Annotated in this window: 15 protein-coding genes; 12 read left to right on the top strand and 3 right to left on the bottom strand. The window is 71.7% G+C overall.

Features of this window, described 5'->3' with window-relative positions:
• Window positions 1-53: 53 nt before the first annotated feature.
• From ispG to ABZ833_RS36230, 4 genes are all read left to right on the top strand, one after another.
• Window positions 54-1,211: a flavodoxin-dependent (E)-4-hydroxy-3-methylbut-2-enyl-diphosphate synthase gene (gene ispG / locus ABZ833_RS36215; RefSeq protein ID WP_249587406.1), complete on the top strand. Its 1,158-nt coding sequence runs from the start codon at window positions 54-56 to the stop codon at window positions 1,209-1,211.
• Window positions 1,212-1,453: 242 nt separating this feature from the next.
• Entirely contained in the window at window positions 1,454-2,302 is an 849-nt protein-coding gene (locus tag ABZ833_RS36220) for a GNAT family N-acetyltransferase (RefSeq protein ID WP_361056111.1), read from the top strand.
• Window positions 2,303-2,363: 61 nt separating this feature from the next.
• Window positions 2,364-2,909 (top strand): GNAT family N-acetyltransferase, encoded by a 546-nt coding sequence (locus ABZ833_RS36225; protein ID WP_361056114.1) that lies wholly within the window; start codon window positions 2,364-2,366, stop codon window positions 2,907-2,909.
• Window positions 2,910-2,978: 69 nt separating this feature from the next.
• Window positions 2,979-4,673, top strand: coding sequence for a proline--tRNA ligase (locus tag ABZ833_RS36230; protein ID WP_249587403.1), 1,695 nt, complete (start codon window positions 2,979-2,981; stop codon window positions 4,671-4,673).
• Between the two features lie 127 nt (window positions 4,674-4,800).
• On the opposite strand, the gene ABZ833_RS36235 is transcribed toward ABZ833_RS36230, so the two are convergent.
• The 3 genes from ABZ833_RS36235 to ABZ833_RS36245 all read right to left on the bottom strand — a co-directional run bounded on the left by ABZ833_RS36235 (window position 4,801) and on the right by ABZ833_RS36245 (window position 6,768).
• Window positions 4,801-5,694 carry an aminoglycoside phosphotransferase family protein gene (locus ABZ833_RS36235; RefSeq protein WP_361056117.1) on the bottom strand — a complete coding sequence of 298 codons (894 nt, stop codon included), beginning with the start codon at window positions 5,692-5,694 and terminating at the stop codon, window positions 4,801-4,803.
• A gap of 70 nt (window positions 5,695-5,764) precedes the next feature.
• Complete coding sequence (locus ABZ833_RS36240) at window positions 5,765-6,232, bottom strand: ferritin-like domain-containing protein (RefSeq protein ID WP_361056120.1); 468 nt, start codon at window positions 6,230-6,232, stop codon at window positions 5,765-5,767.
• The gene (locus ABZ833_RS36245) at window positions 6,229-6,768 is read right to left on the bottom strand and encodes a hypothetical protein (protein ID WP_361056123.1); all 540 of its coding nucleotides are present in this window, start codon (window positions 6,766-6,768) and stop codon (window positions 6,229-6,231) included. Before ABZ833_RS36245 ends, ABZ833_RS36240 begins: the two co-directional genes overlap by 4 nt.
• 248 nt (window positions 6,769-7,016) lie before the next feature.
• Here ABZ833_RS36245 and rimP point away from each other — a divergent pair, with 248 nt between their 5' ends.
• The 8 genes from rimP to ABZ833_RS36285 all read left to right on the top strand — a co-directional run bounded on the left by rimP (window position 7,017) and on the right by ABZ833_RS36285 (window position 17,903).
• Window positions 7,017-7,517: a ribosome maturation factor RimP gene (gene rimP / locus ABZ833_RS36250; RefSeq protein WP_361056126.1), complete on the top strand. Its 501-nt coding sequence runs from the start codon at window positions 7,017-7,019 to the stop codon at window positions 7,515-7,517.
• 2 nt (window positions 7,518-7,519) lie between these two features.
• Window positions 7,520-8,518: a transcription termination factor NusA gene (gene nusA, locus ABZ833_RS36255; RefSeq protein WP_249587398.1), complete on the top strand. Its 999-nt coding sequence runs from the start codon at window positions 7,520-7,522 to the stop codon at window positions 8,516-8,518.
• A 123-nt stretch (window positions 8,519-8,641) separates the two neighbouring features.
• The gene (locus ABZ833_RS36260) at window positions 8,642-8,932 is read left to right on the top strand and encodes a YlxR family protein (protein ID WP_160507520.1); all 291 of its coding nucleotides are present in this window, start codon (window positions 8,642-8,644) and stop codon (window positions 8,930-8,932) included.
• A 145-nt stretch (window positions 8,933-9,077) separates the two neighbouring features.
• Window positions 9,078-12,272, top strand: coding sequence for a translation initiation factor IF-2 (infB, locus tag ABZ833_RS36265; RefSeq protein WP_361056130.1), 3,195 nt, complete (start codon window positions 9,078-9,080; stop codon window positions 12,270-12,272).
• A 138-nt stretch (window positions 12,273-12,410) separates the two neighbouring features.
• The gene (locus ABZ833_RS36270; protein WP_249587396.1) at window positions 12,411-12,704 is read left to right on the top strand and encodes a DUF503 domain-containing protein; all 294 of its coding nucleotides are present in this window, start codon (window positions 12,411-12,413) and stop codon (window positions 12,702-12,704) included.
• Between the two features lie 32 nt (window positions 12,705-12,736).
• Window positions 12,737-13,195 carry a 30S ribosome-binding factor RbfA gene (gene rbfA / locus ABZ833_RS36275; RefSeq protein WP_361056134.1) on the top strand — a complete coding sequence of 153 codons (459 nt, stop codon included), beginning with the start codon at window positions 12,737-12,739 and terminating at the stop codon, window positions 13,193-13,195.
• The gene (gene truB / locus ABZ833_RS36280; RefSeq protein WP_361056137.1) at window positions 13,192-14,100 is read left to right on the top strand and encodes a tRNA pseudouridine(55) synthase TruB; all 909 of its coding nucleotides are present in this window, start codon (window positions 13,192-13,194) and stop codon (window positions 14,098-14,100) included. The genes rbfA and truB overlap by 4 nt, the downstream gene beginning before the upstream one ends.
• Before the next feature lie 260 nt (window positions 14,101-14,360).
• Window positions 14,361-17,903: a trypsin-like peptidase domain-containing protein gene (locus tag ABZ833_RS36285; protein WP_361056140.1), complete on the top strand. Its 3,543-nt coding sequence runs from the start codon at window positions 14,361-14,363 to the stop codon at window positions 17,901-17,903.
• Window positions 17,904-17,991 lie beyond the last annotated feature (88 nt).

Consider the following 17,991-nt stretch of genomic DNA (forward strand, 5'->3'; position numbering starts at 1 on the left):
CTGGAGCCCGCCGATCTCGGGACCTTGATCCACACCTTGGGGATGCTCGCCAGATGACTGCCGTTTCTCTCGGAATCCCGTCCGTACCGACCAAGCTCGCCGACCGCCGTGTCAGCCGCAAGATCCAGGTCGGTACGGTCGCCGTCGGCGGGGACGCACCGGTCTCGGTGCAGTCGATGACCACGACGCGTACGTCCGACATCGGGGCGACGCTGCAGCAGATCGCGGAGCTGACCGCGTCCGGCTGCCAGATCGTGCGGGTCGCCTGTCCGACGCAGGACGACGCGGACGCGCTGTCCACCATCGCGCGCAAGTCGCAGATCCCGGTCATCGCCGACATCCACTTCCAGCCGAAGTACGTCTTCGCCGCGATCGACGCCGGCTGCGCCGCGGTCCGCGTGAACCCCGGCAACATCAAGCAGTTCGACGACAAGGTCAAGGAGATCGCGCGGGCCGCGAACGACGCGGGCACCCCGATCCGGATCGGCGTCAACGCGGGCTCCCTGGACGCGCGCCTTCTCAAGAAGTACGGCAAGGCCACCCCGGAGGCCCTGGTCGAGTCGGCCCTGTGGGAGGCATCGCTCTTCGAGGAGCACGGCTTCCGTGACATCAAGATCTCGGTCAAGCACAACGACCCGGTGGTCATGGTCAACGCCTACCGGCAACTGGCCGCCCAGAGCGACTACCCCCTGCACCTCGGCGTGACGGAGGCGGGCCCGGCCTTCCAGGGCACGATCAAGTCGGCGGTCGCCTTCGGCGCGCTGCTCTCCGAGGGCATCGGCGACACGATCCGCGTCTCCCTCTCGGCCCCGCCGGTGGAGGAGATCAAGGTCGGCATCCAGATCCTGGAGTCCCTCAACCTCAAGCCGCGCCGCCTGGAGATCGTCTCCTGCCCGTCCTGCGGCCGCGCCCAGGTCGACGTCTACAAGCTGGCCGAAGAGGTCACCGCGGGCCTCGACGGCATGGAGGTCCCCCTCCGCGTCGCCGTCATGGGCTGCGTCGTGAACGGCCCCGGCGAGGCCCGCGAGGCCGACCTCGGCGTCGCGTCCGGCAACGGCAAGGGCCAGATCTTCGTCAAGGGCGAGGTCATCAAGACCGTCCCCGAATCGAAGATCGTGGAGACCCTCATCGAAGAGGCGATGAAGATCGCTGAGCAGATGGAGAAGGACGGGGTCCCCTCCGGGGAGCCGTCGGTGGCCGTCGCCGGCTGACACCTGACGTGGCGCAAGGGACCGGGTGCCCCTCCGGAGGTGGCGCCCGGTCCCTTGCGTGCGGTGCTGCTCAGCATCTCCGGTTAAAGTACGGAGATCAGCAGACCGTGTGACTCCGCCCCGAGGGGCTTCTCGCAGTGACGCGACGGTCAAGCCCTGACCGGCGCCCGAGGGCACGCGGCGACGCTAGCAGGGTGTTCGACCGGTTGTCGTTGCCCGCAGGGAGTGATGGAGACGCCCCGTTGTTGACGCAGACCACCACCAGGGTCCTCGAACCGAGTGACCTGGACGCCGCGCTCGCAGTCCTCGACCGCGAGCCCGTGGCCAACGCTTTCGTGACCTCACGGGTCCGCGTCGCGGGCCTCGACCCGTGGCGGCTCGGCGGCGAGATGTGGGGCTGGTACCAGGACGGAATGCTGGAGTCCCTCTGCTACGCGGGCGCCAACCTCGTCCCGATCTGCGCGACCCCCCGAGCCGTACGCGCCTTCGCGGACCGCGCCCGCAGGGCAGGCCGCCGCTGCTCCTCCATCGTCGGCCCCGCCGAGCCCACCTCCCAGCTGTGGCGGCTGCTCGAACCCTCCTGGGGCCCCGCCCGCGAGGTCCGGGCCCAGCAGCCCCTGATGGTCACCGACCGGCTTCCGCACGACATCACCCCCGATCCGTACGTCCGTCGCGTCCGCAAGGACGAGATGGAGACGATCATGCCCGCGTGCGTGGCGATGTTCACCGAGGAGGTCGGCATCTCGCCGCTCGCCGGTGACGGCGGCCTGCTCTACCAGGCGAGGGTCGCCGAACTGGTCGGCGCGGGGCGGTCGTTCGCCCGCCTCGACCGCGACGGCAAGGTCATCTTCAAGGCCGAGATCGGCGCGGCCACGAACCAGGCCTGTCAGGTACAGGGCGTCTGGGTGGCCCCCGAGTACCGGGGCCAGGGCTACGCGGCACCGGGCATGGCGGCCGTTCTGCGCTACGCCCTCGCGGACGTGGCCCCGGTCGTCAGCCTCTACGTCAACGACTTCAACACCGCGGCCAGGTCGGCGTACCGGCGGGTGGGGTTCCAGGAGGTCGGGGCGTTCATGAGCGTCCTGTTCTAGCTCTTCCGCGTCTGGCACCGCACTCCTCACGCACCCCCGTCAGCGAGTTAAAGTTCGGCGCATGACTGACGACGTCGTGATCGGGCCGCTGGACCTCGCCACGCACGTGGACGAAGCGCTGCGGGTGCAGGCCCACGCGTTCGGGCTCAGCGACGACGAGGTGGCCGTGCGGCGGCAGATCGTGCTGCGGCACATCACCTATCCCGGCGCCCGTGCGCTCGGCGCCACTACCCCCGAGGGGCGGCTCGTCGGCTTCGTCTACGGCATGCCCAACGACCGCAGCCACTGGTGGTCCACGGTCGTCGAGCCGTATCTGCGCGCCGGGGACATGGACGGCTGGCTCGACGACTCCTTCGTGATCACCGAGCTCCACGTGCAGCCGGGACACCAGAACCACGGCGTCGGCCGCACGCTCATCACCACCATCACGGACGCCGTCCGCCAGCCCCGCTCGATCCTCTCCGCGATCGACACGGAGAGCCCCGCACGCGGCCTCTACCGCTCCCTCGGGTACACGGACCTGGCCCGCAACGTCCAGTTCCCCAGCGCCCCGAAGCCGTACGCGGTGATGGGCGCACCGCTCCCGCTGAGGCGGGTCACCGCCTAACCGATTTCCGCACGCGCCCGCGCCCCGGCTAACCTCCTGCCCATCACCCTTTCCACGCAGGAGTTCACCATGGCCCAGGTCCAGCGCATGTCCCGATTGATGATCAAGACACTGCGCGACGACCCGGCGGACGCCGAGACGCTCAACCACAAGCTGCTCGTCCGGGCCGGATACGTCCGCCGCACCGCCGCAGGCATCTGGTCCTGGCTGCCGCTGGGCAAGAAGGTCCTGGAGAACATCACCCACGTCGTGCGCGAGGAGATGGACGCCATCGGCGCCCAGGAGGTCCTCCTGCCCGCGCTCCTGCCCAAGGAGTCGTACGACGCGACGGGCCGCTACGACGAGTACGGCGACCTGCTCTTCCGCCTCAAGGACCGCAAGGGCGCGGACTACCTCCTCGGTCCCACGCACGAGGAGATCTTCACCCAGATCGTCAAGGACCAGTGCTCGTCCTACAAGGACCTGCCCGTGATCCTCTACCAGATCCAGACGAAGTACCGCGACGAGGCCCGCCCCCGCGCCGGTGTGCTGCGCGGCCGCGAGTTCCAGATGAAGGACTCGTACTCCTTCGACACGACGGACGAGGGTCTCGCCGAGTCGTACGCCCTGCACCGCGCCGCGTACATCAAGATCTTCGAGCGCCTCGGCCTCGACCACCGCATCGTCTCCGCCGTCTCCGGCGCGATGGGCGGCTCGGCGTCCGAGGAGTTCCTGGCGCCCGCGCCGGCCGGTGAGGACACCTTCGTGGACTGCCCCGCGTGCGACTACGCGGCCAACACGGAGGCGGTGTCCTTCGTGGCCACCGAGGCGGACGGTTCCGTGCACGGCCCGGTCGAGGACCTGGACACCCCCGACACCCCGACGATCGAGACGCTCGCGGCCCACCTCGGTGTGCCCGCGTCCGCGACCCTGAAGAACCTCCTGGTCAAGGTCGACGGCGAGATCGTCGCCGTGGGCGTCCCCGGCGACCGCGAGGTCGACCTCGGCAAGCTCGGCGAGCACCTGTCGCCCGCCGTCGTGGAGCTGGTGACGGCCGAGGACTTCGAGGGCCGCGACGATCTCGTACGCGGATACGTCGGCCCGCAGGGCCTGGAGAAGGTCCGCTACATCGCCGACCCGCGGGTGGCCGCGGGCACGGCCTGGATCACCGGCGCCAACAAGATCAACACGCACGCGAAGAACGTCGTCGCGGGCCGTGACTTCGAGGTCGACGACTACCTCGACGTCGTGGTCGTCGAGGCGGGCGACCCCTGCCCCAAGTGCGGCACCGGCCTGCAGCTGGACCGCGCCATCGAGATCGGCCACATCTTCCAGCTGGGCCGCAAGTTCGCCGACGCCTTCCAGCTCGACGTCCTCGGCCAGCAGGGCAAGCCGGTCCGCGTGACCATGGGTTCGTACGGCATCGGCGTCTCACGCGCGGTGGCGGCGCTCGCCGAGCAGACGGCGGACGACAAGGGCCTGTGCTGGCCCAAGGAGATCGCCCCCGCCGACGTCCACGTGGTGGCCGCGGGCAAGGCGCTCCAGACGGAGCTCGCCCTTGACGTCTCCGAGCAGCTGAACGCCGCGGGCGTGCGGGTGCTGGTCGACGACCGCGCGGGCGTCTCGCCCGGCGTGAAGTTCACCGACGCCGAGCTGATCGGTGTCCCGCAGATCCTGGTGGCGGGCCGCCGCTCCGCCGAGGGCGTCGTAGAGCTGAAGGACCGCAGGACCGGGGAGCGCGAGGAGCTGACCGTGGCTGAGGCGATTGCGCGGCTGACTGCCTGAGTGGGTTGCTGCTCAACGCCGGCCGGGCTGGATATCTCCAGCCCGGCCGGAATCTTTCAGCCCGTCCGGCGTTTGAGGACGAACTCGGCGAAGCCGGTGATGACGGCCACCAAGGCGCCCCCGCCCGCTACAGCCACCCGGCGAACTCCAGCAGCAGCTCCGCATCCTGCTCCCGCCCCACGCGCCGTGCCCGCACACCCGACTCCACGGCCCGGAACAGCGTCCACCCCCGCAACCGCTCCTGATCCACGTCCAGCGACTCGGCCAGCTTCTTCACCCGGCGACGGGTGATCGACGCCCCCGAGGGCGAGGCGATGAGGTCCTCCACCCGGTCCCGCACCAGCCGGGCCAGGTCGAACGCACACTCACCCACCACCGGATCGGGCCCCACGGCCAGCCACGGCACCCGATCCCCCTGAAGCACCTTGCTCTGCCGGAACGTGCCGTGCAGCAACCGCACCTCCACGTCCCCGGCGAGCAACTCCTCCCGCGCCGCGAGCGCGGCCTCGACCAGCGGCGCGACCTCCCCGTCGGCGGACGCCCGCATCGCATCGGCCTGCCGCCCCGTCCGCTCGGCGACCGTCTCGAAGCGGTGCCCCGCGGGCGGCTCCACCCACAGCCGCCGCAGCGTGCCCGCCGCCTCCAGCAGGGCCTTGGCCTCGGGCAGCGAACGGACCGACACATCGCGGTGCAGCCGTTCCAGCAGCAGCGCCCCGTCCGCGGCGGAGGGTTCCAGAAGCCGTACGGCACCGAACCCGTTCCAGTGCGCCAGCGCGGCCCGCTCGCTCTGCGGGCGTGACCTCGGCGGCACCAGCTTCAGGACCGCGGGCGTGCCGTCGGCGAGGCGCACCAGGACGACGAGGCCGCTGCGCCCGCCGGGCACGTGGACCCGCTCGACGGTCAACTCGCGTAGAGCAACGGCCTGTTCAGCTGCCTCGGGCAGCTTCTCCAGCCAGTCGTCGCCGTCCTGCGCCGTCTCACCGAGTGCGGTGACCAGACGCCGGGGCGGTTCGAGAGCCATACGTGAGTTGTTCCTTCCTGACTTCCTGGCCTGGACTGCCGGCCTGGCTTCCTGACTGCGTCAGCGCGTACTACGCCTTGGGCGCCGCCGGTGCGGAGGTGCCCGGCCCGGCGGCCCGCTCGGCGAGACCAGGGAAGGTTACGCTCCCGCCGCGCCACCGCGCCGCACGGACCGCCGCCTCCCGCAGCGCCTCGGCGGCGTGCCCGCGCCGGGCGCCGGTGGAGGCGCGCACGAGATCCGAGTAGACCCCCGCGACCCGCTCCTCCAGCTCCGTCGCGAGCCGCACGGCCGCCGCGGAGTCCCGCACCGCGAACGGCAGCGCGTAGGCGGCCGCCGACGGCTCGGGCTCGCCGCCCAGGTCGCGCACGGCGCGCTGCAGCTCGTCGCGCCGGGCACGGTGCGTGTCGTACGCCGTGCGCGCCTCGGCCCTGCGGTCCTCGCCGATCCGGCCGCCGACGACCCCGAAGCCGTACACGGCGGCGTGCTCGGCGCCGAGGGCGGCCTGCACCGCCTTCAACTCGTCCTTGGAATCGCTCACTTGTCGCCCTCCGTCAGCAGATACGCGTGCGCGGCGCCCGCGGCCGCCACCGAGGCGAGCAGCCTGGCCAGCTCCGCGGGCGCGTCCAGCAGCGCACTCCCGCGCTGCTTCGCCAGCTCCCGCTCGGCCTTCGCGAGCTCGCGCACGGCGTCCTTCTCGTCCTTGGGGACGGCGGGCTTCCGCGCGCGCGACGCGGAGGCGGAGACGGAGAGGGAGCCCGTGGGGGACGGGGGAGCGGACCCCTCGGCGAAGACCGCCTCGTGCCGCTTCACCTCCGCCCGCAGGGGATCGAGCCGGCCGGCCAGCGAGGGATGCGCGGCGAGGACGGCGTCGTACCGCCCGAGCAGCTCACCGCTGTCCTTGGCGGCCTGCGCGCGCAGCCGCGCGGCGGCGGAAGGGCGCTCGTCGGCGTCCGTGGAGTCGGAGTCGGAGCAGCCGGAGAGCAGCACGGCCCCGGCCGCTCCGGCGGCCCCGGTCAGCAGACTCCTCCGGCGCGGCCCCGAGCGGGCGTGCGAGGGGGTGGGATACGACGGCACAGCAGACGTCCTCGGCAGGAAGGCCAGAAAGGCAGGCAGTCAGAAGGTGGGCGGGCGAAGCCGGGCGCTCGGCGCCCGGTGATCACCGTACCTTCGGCCTGCCCTCGTACTCGTGAGCGGCTCGGCGCCGGGCGGACGGGGGCGGACGGGGGCCGGACGGCGGGCGGCAACACCCCTCCGGACCGGATACCCTTTGACCTGACACGCGACGATCCCACAACAGCACACGCGGCCGAGGAGTCACCCGGATGAGCACCACCCAGAGCGAGAGGCTGCGAGAACTGCTGGAACCGCTCGTCAGCTCGAAGGACCTGGATCTCGAAGAGATCGAAGTGGCCTCGGTCGGACGCAAGCGTGTGCTGAGAGTCGTCGTCGATTCGGACGACGGCGTGGACCTGGATCAGATCGCGGAGATCAGCCGCGAATTCTCCGAGAAGCTCGACGAGAGCGACGCGATGGGCGACGGGGAGTACACCCTCGAAGTCGGCTCCCCGGGCGCTGAGCGCCCGCTGACGGAGCACCGCCACTATCTGCGCGCCGTCGGCCGCCTGGTGAAGTTCCAGCTGACGGAGGGCGGCGACGATCTGATCGCCCGCATCCTCGAGGTGGACGACGAAGGCGTGGATCTGGAAGTACCGGGCGTGAAGGGGCGCAAGCCCACCGCCCGCAGGCTCGCCTTCGACGCGATCGCCAAGGCGCGCGTCGAGGTCGAGTTCAGCCGCAAGGACAAGAAGGAAGAGGAGGCGTAGCCGTGGACATCGACATGAGTGCCCTGCGGGGTCTGGTCCGCGAGAAGGAGATCTCCTTCGACCTGTTGGTCGAGGCGATCGAGTCTGCTCTCCTCATCGCCTACCACCGCACCGACGGCAGCTTCCGTCGCGCACGCGTGAAGCTGGACCGCGAGAGCGGCCATGTGACGGTGTGGGCGACGGAGGACCCGGCGGACCTCGAAGAGGGCCAGGAGGCCAAGGAGTTCGACGACACCCCGTCGGACTTCGGCCGCATCGCCGCGACGACCGCCAAGCAGGTCATCCTGCAGCGTCTGCGCGACGCCCAGGACGACGCGACGCTCGGCGAGTACGCGGGCCGTGAGGGCGACATCGTCACGGGCGTCGTCCAGCAGGGCCGCGACCCGAAGAACGTCCTGGTCGACATCGGCAAGCTTGAGGCCATCCTGCCGGTGCAGGAGCAGGTCCCCGGCGAGGAGTACGCCCACGGTCTGCGCCTTCGTTCGTACGTCGTCCGGGTGGCGAAGGGTGTCCGTGGCCCCTCGGTCACGCTGTCCCGCACGCACCCGAACCTCGTCAAGAAGCTCTTCGCGCTCGAGGTGCCGGAGATCGCCGACGGCTCTGTGGAGATCTCGGCCATCGCCCGCGAGGCCGGTCACCGGACCAAGATCGCGGTGCGCTCGACCCGCTCGGGGCTCAACGCCAAGGGCGCCTGCATCGGCCCGATGGGCCAGCGTGTGCGCAACGTCATGGCCGAGCTCAACGGCGAGAAGATCGACATCGTCGACTGGTCGGACGACCCGGGCGAGATGGTCGCCCACGCGCTCTCCCCGGCGCGGGTCAGCAAGGTGGAGATCGTCGACCTCGCGGCCCGTTCCGCGCGGGTGACGGTGCCCGATTACCAGCTGTCCCTTGCGATCGGCAAGGAGGGCCAGAACGCCCGCCTCGCCGCGCGGCTCACGGGCTGGCGCATCGACATCCGTCCGGACACCGAGCAGCCGCAGGACTCCCCGGAGTCCTGAGCAGCTCCAGATCAGCGCTTGATCAGGACGCCGATCGCGTCCTGATCGCGTACTGATCAAGACAACAACCGTTCGATTTTTGCCCCAAAGGGGTGAGGTCGGTGCGGGGAGGTAGACTTAATCGTGTCTGGCCGGACGCAAGCCCGCGCATGCCCTGAACGCACCTGTGTGGGGTGCCGGGAGCGAGCGGCCAAGAGCGATCTGCTGCGCATCGTGGCGAAAGAGGGCGCCTGCGCCCCCGATCCAAGCGGTACGCTGCCCGGCCGGGGTGCGTATATCCACCCCGTTCCGGTCTGTCTCGACCTGGCGGTCCGACGCAGAGCGTTCCCGAGGGCCTTCCGGGCCCCGGGCCCGCTCGACACGGCGGACTTGCGCCGAGCCGTCGAGACAGTTGCCCAGCAGGCAACACCGTAAGGAAGGTCGCGCGGAACCCCGCGCGGCCCTGGTATTCCGCGAGTTGGAAGTAGGTCGAGATTGCGATGAGCACTCGATGAGCACGCGATGAGTACGCCCATGAAGTAGCGACGGTCCGGCGTAACCCGGACCTAAAAGGAGCGAAGTGGCTAAGGTCCGGGTATACGAGCTCGCCAAGGAGTTCGGCGTAGAGAGCAAGGTCGTCATGGCCAAGCTCCAAGAACTCGGTGAATTCGTACGTTCGGCGTCCTCGACGATCGAGGCGCCCGTTGTACGCAAATTGACTGACGCATTGAACACGGGCGGTGGCAACGGCAAGCCCGCCGCCGCCAAGCCCGGGGCGCCGCGCAAGCAGGCCGCCCCCAAGCCGCCGGCCCCCTCGGGCTCGGCGTCCCCCTCTCCCGCGCAGGCCGCCCGTCCGGGTCCGGCCGCGCCCAAGCCGCCGGCGGCCAAGCCCGCCGCCGCGGCCGACAAGCCCGCGGCCTCTCCGGCCGCTCCCGGTCCGCGTCCGGGCCCGAAGCCGCCGACGCCCAAGCCGGCGCCCGCAGCTCCGGCCGCCCCGGCGGCTCCGGCTGCACCGGCCGCGCCCGCCGCACCGGCGAGCCCGGCTCCGGCCGCCCCGGAGTTCACCGCTCCGCCGGCAGCTCCGGCTGCTCCGGCCGCCTCCTCGGCGCCGGCAGGCCCCCGTCCGGGCGCTCGCCCGGGTGCCCCCAAGCCCGCGGGCCGTCCGGCCCCCGGCCAGGGTGGTCAGGGTCAGGGCGGTCAGGGTCGTGGCGACCGCGGCGACCGTCAGGGTGGCGCTCCGCGTCCCGGTGGCCAGGGTGGCGCTCCGCGCCCCGGTGGCCGTCCGGCCGGACCCCGTCCGGGCAACAACCCCTTCACCTCTGGTGGCTCCACCGGCATGGCGCGCCCGCAGGCGCCCCGTCCGGGCGGCGCCCCGCGTCCCGGCGGCCAGGGTGGCCCCGGCGGTCCCGGCGGCGCCCCGCGCCCGCAGGGCCAGGGCGGCCAGGGTGCTCCTCGTCCGCAGGGCCAGGGCGGCGCTCGCCCCAGCCCCGGCGGCATGCCTCGCCCGCAGGGTGGTGCCCCGCGTCCCGGCGGCGCCCCCGGTGGCGGCGGTAACCGTCCGAACCCGGGCATGATGCCGCAGCGTCCCGCTGCCGGTCCGCGTCCCGGTGGTGGCCCCGGCGGTGGCCGTGGTCCCGGTGGCGGCGGCGGTCGCCCGGGTGGCGGCGGCGGTCGTCCCGGTGGCGGCGGCTTCGCAGGCCGTCCGGCCGGTCCCGGTGGCGGCGGCGGTTTCGCCGGTCGTCCCGGTGGTGGCGGCGGCGGCGGTTTCGCCGGTCGTCCCGGTGGTGGCGGCGGTTTCGCCGGTCGCCCCGGTGGCGGTCGTCCCGGCGGTCCCGGTGCCCGTGGTGGCACGCAGGGTGCGTTCGGCCGTCCCGGCGGGCCCGCCCGTCGTGGTCGCAAGTCGAAGCGGCAGAGGCGCCAGGAGTACGAGTCGATGCAGGCTCCGTCGGTCGGCGGCGTCATGCTGCCGAGGGGCAACGGCCAGGCGGTCCGCCTGTCCCGTGGTGCCTCGCTGACCGACTTCGCCGAGAAGATCAACGCCAACCCGGCGTCGCTCGTCGGCGTGATGATGAACCTCGGCGAGATGGTCACTGCCACGCAGTCCGTCCCGGACGAGACGCTGAAGCTCCTCGCGGACGAGATGAACTTCGTCCTGGAGATCGTCAGCCCGGAGGAGGAGGACCGCGAGCTGCTCGAGTCCTTCGACATCGAGTTCGGCGAGGACGAGGGCGGCGAGGAAGCACTCGTCGCGCGTCCGCCGGTCGTGACCGTCATGGGTCACGTCGACCACGGTAAGACCCGACTTCTGGACGCGATCCGCAAGACGAACGTCATTGCGGGCGAGGCCGGCGGTATTACGCAGCACATCGGTGCGTACCAGGTCGGTGCCGAGGTCAACGGCGAAGACCGCAAGATCACCTTCATCGACACCCCCGGTCACGAGGCGTTCACCGCCATGCGTGCCCGTGGTGCGAAGTCCACCGACATCGCGATCCTCGTGGTCGCGGCCAACGACGGTGTGATGCCGCAGACGATCGAGGCGCTGAACCACGCCAAGGCGGCCGACGTGCCGATCGTGGTCGCGGTCAACAAGATCGACGTCGAGGGTGCCGACCCGACCAAGGTGCGCGGTCAGCTCACCGAGTTCGGTCTGGTGGCCGAGGAGTACGGCGGCGACACGATGTTCGTCGACATCTCCGCCAAGCAGGGCGAGAACATCGAGGCACTCCTGGAGGCCGTGGTCCTGACCGCGGACGCCTCGCTGGACCTGCGCGCGAACCCGGCGCAGGACGCGCAGGGTATTGCGATCGAGTCCCACCTGGACAAGGGCCGCGGCGCCGTCGCGACCGTCCTGGTCCAGCGCGGTACCCTCCGCGTCGGTGACACGATGGTGGTCGGCGACGCGTACGGCCGAGTCCGCGCGATGCTCGACGACAAGGGCGAGAACGTGGAAGAGGCGGGTCCGTCGACTCCGGTCCTCGTCCTCGGTCTCACCAACGTCCCGGGTGCCGGCGACAACTTCCTGGTCGTCGACGAGGACCGTACGGCCCGTCAGATCGCCGAGAAGCGTGCCGCTCGTGAGCGCAACGTCCGCTTCGCCCGCAAGGGTGTTCGGTTCTCCCTGGAGAACCTGGACGAGGCCCTCAAGGCCGGTCTGGTGCAGGAACTCAACCTCATCATCAAGGGCGACGCGTCCGGTTCGGTGGAGGCTCTCGAGTCCTCGCTGCTCCAGCTCGACGTCGGCGAAGAGGTCGACATCCGTGTCCTGCACCGCGGCGTGGGTGCCGTCACCGAGTCGGACATCGACCTGGCGACCGGCTCCGACGCGATCGTGATCGGCTTCAACGTCCGTGCGGCCGGTCGTGCCGCCCAGATGGCCGAGCGCGAAGGTGTGGACGTCCGGTACTACTCGGTCATCTACCAGGCGATCGAAGAGATCGAAGCGGCCCTCAAGGGCATGCTCAAGCCGGAGTACGAAGAGGTCGAGCTCGGCACGGCGGAGATCCGCGAGGTCTTCCGCTCGTCCAAGCTGGGCAACATCGCCGGTGTTCTCGTCCGGTCGGGCGAGGTCAAGCGCAACACCAAGGCGCGCCTCATCCGCGACGGCAAGGTCATCGCGGAGAGCCTCAACATCTCCGGTCTGCGCCGCTTCAAGGACGACGTCACGGAGCTCCGCGAAGGGTTCGAGGGCGGTATCAACCTCGGCAACTTCAACGACATCAAGATCGACGACGTCATCGCGACGTACGAGATGCGCGAGAAGCCTCGCGGCTGATCCACGCAGCTCGAACCGGGGCCGGTCGAGGGGAGTAAATCCCGTCGATCGGCCCCGGCCGTTCCGTGTACGGTTCTTGTGTCCCTGCCAAGTGGTTGGCGGGGCACGAACCCGAACCGGCGGGACATCCGGACACACATGTATGTGGGGACACTGTCCTTCGATCTGCTCCTCGGCGACGTTCGCTCGCTGAAGGAGAAACGCTCCGTGGTCCGCCCGATCGTCGCCGAACTCATCCGCAAGTACGCGGTGAGCGCGGCGGAGACCGGGAACCAGGACCTCCATCGCAGGGCCGAGATCGGCCTTGCGCTGGTCTCCGGGGAGACGGGGCACCTCACCGACGTACTGGACCGGTGCGAGCGTTTGGTCGCCGCCCGTCCTGAGGTGGAGCTGCTCTCCGTTCGACGCAGGCTCCACGGCGACGAAGACTGATTGCACAGCAAGGCGAAGAAGGAGACGGAGCAGTGGCCGACAACGCGCGGGCGAAAAGGCTGGCGGACCTCATCCGAGAGGTGGTTGCCAAGAAGCTGCAGCGCGGGATCAAGGACCCGCGGCTCGGTACGCATGTGACCATCACGGACACCCGGGTCACGGGTGATCTGCGGGAGGCGACCGTCTTCTACACGGTCTACGGGGACGACGAGGACCGCGCGGCGGCCGCCGCCGGTCTGGAGAGCGCCAAGGGCGTTCTGCGTTCCGCGGTCGGCGCGGCCGCGGGTGTGAAGTTCACCCCGAGCCTCGCCTTCGTGGCGGACGCGCTGCCGGACAACGCCAAGGCCATCGAGGACCTCCTCGACAAGGCCAGGCTCTCGGACGAGAAGGTGCGCGAGGTGTCCGCGGGCGCCGAGTTCGCCGGCGGTGCCGACCCGTACCGCAAGCCCGAAGACGATGACGACGAGACGGATGGCGACGCCTCGGCATGAGCAACACCAGCAACAAGACGCCGGACGGCCTTGTCATCGTCGACAAGCCGTCCGGCTTCACTTCGCATGACGTGGTCGCCAAGATGCGCGGGATCGCCAAGACCCGCCGCGTCGGCCACGCGGGCACCCTCGACCCCATGGCGACGGGCGTTCTCGTCCTCGGGGTCGAGCGGGCGACCAAACTCCTCGGCCACCTCGCGCTGACGGAGAAGGAGTACCTCGGCACGATCCGGCTCGGCCAGAACACGGTCACGGACGACGCCGAAGGCGAGTTCACCTCGTCGGCCGACGCCTCCGGGATCAAGCGGGACGCCATCGACGCCGGCATCGCCAAGCTCTCCGGCGACATCATGCAGGTGCCGTCGAAGGTCAGCGCCATCAAGATCGACGGCAAGCGGTCGTACGCACGAGCCCGCGAGGGCGAGGACTTCGAGATCCCCGCCCGCCCGGTGAAGATCTCCGCCTTCACCGTGTACGACGTCAGGGACGCCGTCGCCGAGGACGGCACCCCCGTCCTCGACCTGGTCGTCTCCGTGGTCTGCTCGTCGGGGACGTACATCCGCGCCCTCGCCCGCGACCTCGGCGCGGACCTCGGCGTCGGCGGCCATCTGACGGCGCTGCGGCGCACCCGGGTCGGGCCGTACAAGCTGGACGCGGCGAAGACCATCGACCAGCTCCAGGAGGAGCTGACGGTGATGCCGGTGGCGGACGCGGCCACGGCCGCGTTCCCGCGCTGGGACGTGGACGAGCGGCGGGCCAAGCTGCTGCTCAACGGCGTGCGGATCGAGATGCCGGGGGAGTACGCCGGAGTCGGCGCCGTCGCGGTCTTCGATCCGGAGGGCCGCTTCCTGGTCCTGGCCGAGGAGTTGAAGGGCAAGGCCAAGAGTCTGGCCGTCTTCGCCTGAGCCGACCCGTCCTCGCCCGCCTTCCCTTGCGCGGGTCTCCGTCGTGGAGCGGCGGACAGCTGTGCGCACTGCCGCGCGCCGCTCCACGGCGGACCCCCCACCCCTAGATGTATCCATCGAGCCCTGCCGATTCACCCCATCGGGCAGGCGCTCGGAGTGAACCGAGGGAGCGGAAGGGGGCGCGTTCGCGACGCGTTCTGTCCCGCTGATCACTGCCGACCTACCGTCGGAAGTACAGGGCATGGCGGGGAGGTTCGGGCATGGCGGGACAGGGTGACCCGGCGGCGCTCGACGGGGCCCTGGTGCGGATCTGCGATCTGGCCGGGCGCCCACGGGGGATGGGGTTCGCGGCCGACGACCACGGCACGGTGATCACCAGCCATGAAGCGGTCGACGGTCTCGCGCGGCTCGTGCTGCACGCGGCGGGGGAGCGCGTCTGCGTGGTGACCGCCGATTCCGTGGTGGCGCTCCCCGAGGCCGATCTGGCGCTCGTCCGCACAGAAGGGCTCGGCCTGCGGCCGCTGCCCGTCACGGTCCGCGAGACCGCTCCCGTGGGGGCCTACGTAAGCATCGTCGCGCGCGGCCGGCGCGAGGCGCGGGTCCTTGGCCCGGCGCCGGTGACATACACGGCGACGGACCGCTTCCATCTGGTCGACGCGGCCATGGAGCTGGCGATCGGCACGGACGGCGCGGACGCGCTGCGGCTCGGCGGCGGGGCAGCGGGCGGCCCGGTCGTCGACACCTCCTCCGGAGCCGTGCTCGCCGTCCTGGGGACCGCGCTGCACGGCGAGCACCGCGCGGCGGGGTTCGCGGTGCCGCTGCGGGAGGCGGCGGCCGCCGATCCGGGCGGGCCGCTCGCCGAGCTCCTCGCGCGCAACGCGGCGACGGTGCCCGCGTACGGCCGTGATCTGAACCTGGCGGGCGCGCTGCACCTCGCGGCGACATCGGTGGGCTCCGACGGACCCCGACCCGCCCTCCTCGAACCGGTCGAACGCCCGGACACGACACGGGAGTTGGCGGACTTCACGGCTGGTCCCGCACAGGTGCTCGGCCTGGTCGGCGATCCCGGTACGGGCCGGACGACGGAACTCGCGGCGCTCGCCGCGCTGCGCGCCCGGGGCGCCGAACCGGCCCCCACGCTGTGGCTGCGCGGCGCCGACCTCCAGGGCACGGACACGGGAGTCGGCGACGCGGTGGAGCGGGCGTTCCAGCGGGCGGGGCGGATCCTGGAGGCCTCGGAGGAGTCTTTCGCGGAGGCGGACGACGGGCTCGGGGACATCTCCGCGGGGCGGGTCGCCCGGCTCGTGCGGGACGAGGGGCGGGCGCTGCTGCTTCTGCTCGACGGGCCGGAGGAGATGCCGCCGGTCCTCGCGCACCGGCTCGCGGAGTGGAGCGGGGGGACGGCCGAGTGGCTGCGGGAGACGGGCGCGCGGCTCGTGGTGGCCTGCCGGGCGGAGTACTGGGAGCAGGCCGGAGAGCACTTCCCCGCGGAGCTGCTTCCTGGCTGCGTGCACCTGGGGGACCTGCCCGAGCGGCAGGCGCGAATCGCCCGTGCGCGGTACGGCATCCCGGACGGAGCGCTCGCGGCGGCCGATGCGGGGCATCCCCTCGCCCTGCGGCTGCTCGCCGAGGTGCGGGCGGCCCTGCCGGACGAGCCGCCGACGGGGGGCCCGGACGGGTGCCCGGACCGCGAGGAGATCTTCGAGGCCTACCTGGACGTGCTGTGCCTGCGCGTCGCGGTGCGGCTCGCGGCGGCGAACGGACTGAGGGGGGCGGCTGTACGGCGCCTCGCGGCGAAGGTGTCCGGGCAGGTGCATGAGGCTGCGCGGCGGTGTCTGGGGCCGGGGCAGGGGGAGCTCGACCGGGCGTCGTTCGAGGAGGTGTTCCCGTGGGGGGCGGGGTGGGCCTCCGCGGTCCTCACGGAGGGGCTCCTTGTCCCTGCCGGGGATGGCTATCGCTTCGCGCACGAGGAGCTGGCGGACTGGATCCAGGGGATGCATCTGGATGTGGACGGGGCTCTGTGGTCGCTGGTGCACCGGCATCGTGGGCCGGTGCCGGAGGCTGCTCTGCCGGTACCCCGGCACCGGATCGGCCCCGTGATCCAGGCCCTGCTGCTCCTGGACCGCCAGCGGGGCCCTGCGGAACTGGAGCCTCGGCTACGGGACTTGGCGCGGTTCGGCGAGCCATGCTCGTCGCCCGGTGAATCGGCACCCGGCATCCAGGGCCGTGCGGGACGCCTGCCCACAGCGGTAGAGACGGCAGCGGACAGCGAGCCCGCCCCTGTTGTGGGCAGGCGTTCCGCACGGCGATCGGGGCCTCCCCTGCTCGAGCGAAGCCGAGAGCTTGGGGAAGGGTGGGCACAACCCTCGATGCCGGGTGCCGATACGCAAGGGGACGCGTACTGGTGGGCCACCCACCTCGTGAGTGAGACGCTCTCCCGCGTAGGCGACGCCACGCCCTACCTCGGGCTGTTGAAAGACCTCGCCCAGCAGGCCCGGCACCCCGCCGGCTTCTGGCTGGGTCTTCCCCTCGCGGAAAGCGACCGCTTCGACCTCCTGCGGGAGGCAGTCATCGCAGACCCCCCGCCCGGCACCCCCCAGGGCCGCTGCCTGGACGCCGTGGCCGAGCGCCTGGCCACCGCGCCAGCGACCGTGCAGCCACAACTGACCCGCTGGTTCACCGACGAGCGCCCCCTCGAAGCCACCCCCCACGCCACCGTCGCATCAGCCGCCCAGGCCCTCCTCCACACCCACCGCCACCGCGCCGTCGACGACCTCACCGAGGTCCTGGTCGACTGCGCACACCCCCGCGCGGACGAACTGCTCGCCGCACTCGCGGAAGAGGAGCCCTCGGCCATCTGCCGGGCCGTGGACCGCTGGATCCACGACGAGCGGCCCGCACGCCATGTCGCCGCCGTCGCCTACGGCCTGCGCGCCGCCCCGCACGCCACCACGGACGCCGACCGCAGGCTCCTGCGGTACGCGGCCCTCGCCCTCCTCGCCCGCACCGCCGACGACACCCTGCACGGCGCCGCCCTCGCCCTCCTCGTGCGCGACCCGCAGACCCGCGCGCGCCATCTGCCGCCCGCCCTGAAGCGCTTCACCGCAGGCGATCCCCAGCTGCCCGCGAGCGCGCTCGTCACCGCCCTGGACACCCACCCGGAGCAGGTCATCGCCGCCTTCCGGACCAGGCTGCACGGCCCCGGCCCCGCGCCGGGCGACGTACTGCGCGGCCTCGCCGACGTGACGGCTCCGGGGCTCGCCCGGCGGGTGGCCGATCTCGTACGCGACGTCCTTGAGCTGCGCCCCGACCTGGCGGGGCACGTGGCCGACTACCTCGACCTGCGGTTCGAGCAAGGGCCAGGCGTCCGCGCCGTCCTCTTCCCGCTGGTCACGGGCCTTCTGCGGCATCGTCCGCCGCCGGTGCGCGCCGCGCTCGCCGCTGCCGTCGCCGCCCCCGGCACGGACGCATCGCGCGCCCTGCGCACCGAGCTCCTGGACGTGCTGCTCGCCCAGGAGCGGGAGCCCGAAGTCCTGGACGCCGTGCTCTGCGCCGTGGCGGGCGGCGGCGACAAGGACCGGGTCCGTGACCTGGTGCACCGCACCGCCGTGCTGCTCGTCCGCACCCCGGAGGGCGCGACCTGCTTCGACCGGCGCCTGGTCGAGCTGGCCCGTTCCGTACCGGGCTTCTCCACCCAGGTCTCCCGGTGGATCTGCGCGGCCCCGCAGGACTGGTCCGCCCTCGTCGGCCCCAGCTCGCGCCGCATGATCGAGAACCTCGCCGGAGCACGTGTCCCGGCGTGACCCCCGCCACCCCCTCCGATGCGATCCCGATCGCGCGGGCATGGCAGTCTTAGACCTGCGCAATCGGCAATGGGACGTACACACACGT

Source organism: Streptomyces sp. NPDC047525 (assembly GCF_040643025.1).
Lineage (GTDB): Bacteria > Actinomycetota > Actinomycetes > Streptomycetales > Streptomycetaceae > Streptomyces > Streptomyces durmitorensis.

What these genes read in the sequence shown, in the direction of transcription:
- ispG (WP_249587406.1), top strand. Translation starts at nt 54, where the DNA reads ATGACTGCCGTTTCTCTCGGAATCCCGTCCGTACCGACCAAGCTCGCC.
- ABZ833_RS36225 (WP_361056114.1), top strand. Translation starts at nt 2,364, where the DNA reads ATGACTGACGACGTCGTGATCGGGCCGCTGGACCTCGCCACGCACGTG.
- ABZ833_RS36230 (WP_249587403.1), top strand. Translation starts at nt 2,979, where the DNA reads ATGGCCCAGGTCCAGCGCATGTCCCGATTGATGATCAAGACACTGCGC.
- ABZ833_RS36235 (WP_361056117.1), bottom strand. Translation starts at nt 5,694, where the DNA reads ATGGCTCTCGAACCGCCCCGGCGTCTGGTCACCGCACTCGGTGAGACG.
- rimP (WP_361056126.1), top strand. Translation starts at nt 7,017, where the DNA reads ATGAGCACCACCCAGAGCGAGAGGCTGCGAGAACTGCTGGAACCGCTC.
- ABZ833_RS36270 (WP_249587396.1), top strand. Translation starts at nt 12,411, where the DNA reads ATGTATGTGGGGACACTGTCCTTCGATCTGCTCCTCGGCGACGTTCGC.
- truB (WP_361056137.1), top strand. Translation starts at nt 13,192, where the DNA reads ATGAGCAACACCAGCAACAAGACGCCGGACGGCCTTGTCATCGTCGAC.
- ABZ833_RS36285 (WP_361056140.1), top strand. Translation starts at nt 14,361, where the DNA reads ATGGCGGGACAGGGTGACCCGGCGGCGCTCGACGGGGCCCTGGTGCGG.